Source organism: Streptomyces sp. NPDC005820, from assembly GCF_040630255.1.
Taxonomy (GTDB): domain Bacteria; phylum Actinomycetota; class Actinomycetes; order Streptomycetales; family Streptomycetaceae; genus Streptomyces.
Window position 1 is genome coordinate 1 of sequence record NZ_JBEXXE010000132.1, and the last position, 1446, is coordinate 1446.

Below are 1446 nucleotides of genomic sequence, written 5' to 3' on the forward strand. Positions count from 1 at the left end.
ACAGCCGTGGCCTCCTGCTCTTCCTTGTCGGTCATGGTTCGGTCAGCCCTTCGAGTTCCGGGTGGTTGCAGGGGGTCAGCTGTTCAGAAAGCCCACGATGTGGTCGACGACCGCCTTGGGCTGTTCGACGTGCGGGAAGTGCCCCGCGCCGGGTATGACGATGCGTTCGAAACCGTTCGTGAACAGGTCGTCCATGCCGTCGCTCAACCCCACGGAAAAGCAGTTGTCGTCGGCACCGTGGAGGTAGAGAGACGGGACGGTGATGGCGCCGAAGGCCCGGGCTTGCAGGGATTGGGTCGCCTCGTCCGCGGGGGGCGTGAACAACTGGCGGTAGTAGCCCAGGATCTCGGTCAGGACTCCTGGAGCACCCAGGGTTTCCTTGAGCGCGGCACGCTCCGCGTCCGGCAGCTCGTAACCGGGTGACCATTCCCGCCAGAGCCGGTCGATGAAGGCGAAGTCGTCGTGCTCGACGGCCGCCTCCGCCATGGCTGACTGGAAGAAGAACATGTACCAGCTGCGTCGCTGCTGGTCACCGTCGGTGACCAAGGCGTTCATCAGTTGCCGGCCATGGGGACCCGACATGGTGACCAGCTTGCGGACACGTGCAGGGTCGAGGGTCGCTGCCGCGTACGCCGCCGCGGCGCCGAAGTCGTGGCCGACGAGATCCGCCTGCTCGCGCCCGAGCGCTTCGATCAGGGTCAGGACGTCCTGGCCGGTCGAGGCAATGTTGTAGGAGCCGTCGGGGGCCGCGCCGCCGGGCCAGTATCCGCGCTGTGCGGGCGCGACGGCCCAGTACCCCTCCTGCGCAAGGCGGTCGAGGATCCCTGCCCAGCTGGCGGCATGGTCGGGAAACCCGTGGAGGAACACCACGAGCGGCCCGCTGCCGGCCTCAAGGATCGGAACCTCCAGTCCGCCTCCCTGAACCGTCCGATGACGGACGCGGTCGGTCGCCTGGGACCCCCTGGCCGGGGAGTCCTCGCCAAAGGGCGGTCGCTGGGTCACCTGTGTCATGGGTCCAACCTCCAAGCCGCCTTCGCGGCGTCGCGGTCCGGCAAGCCCGGACCAAGTAGCAAGTAAGCGGCGTAGGTGATCGCGTACGCGCTGAGCACCCGGCCCAGGTCCGACAGCGAGGACTCGTGGACACCGCGGCCGACGTAGGACAGCCCGACGTTCGTGATGTACGGATCCAGCACGGCGACGAAACTCGCCGTCGCCAGGATCGCGAGGATCAGGCCGAGCCTTGCCGGCCTGGAAGGCGTCGCAACGCCGGGCGGTGCGGAGGAGTTCAAAGGCATGAGTTGCTCTCCATCGCGCCAGGCTTGCGCGCCGTCGGTCCGGTGGGCTCAGTACAGTTGTGTACTGGACAGTCGGAAACCTAGGCGGTTCTGTACTGGGTTGTCAAATACGGGGGGTCGGCTTTACCTTCGGTGTATGGCCAGACCACGA

2 protein-coding genes are annotated in these 1446 nt (G+C 66.8%); both read right to left on the reverse strand.

The window, feature by feature from the left end; translation table 11 throughout:
* Positions 1–75: 75 nt before the first annotated feature.
* Complete coding sequence (locus ABZ464_RS52045; RefSeq protein WP_359290059.1) at positions 76–1011, reverse strand: alpha/beta hydrolase; 936 nt, start codon at positions 1009–1011, stop codon at positions 76–78.
* Entirely contained in the window at positions 1008–1295 is a 288-nt protein-coding gene (locus ABZ464_RS52050) for a hypothetical protein (protein WP_359290061.1), read from the reverse strand. The genes ABZ464_RS52045 and ABZ464_RS52050 overlap by 4 nt, the downstream gene beginning before the upstream one ends.
* Positions 1296–1446: the final 151 nt, after the last annotated feature.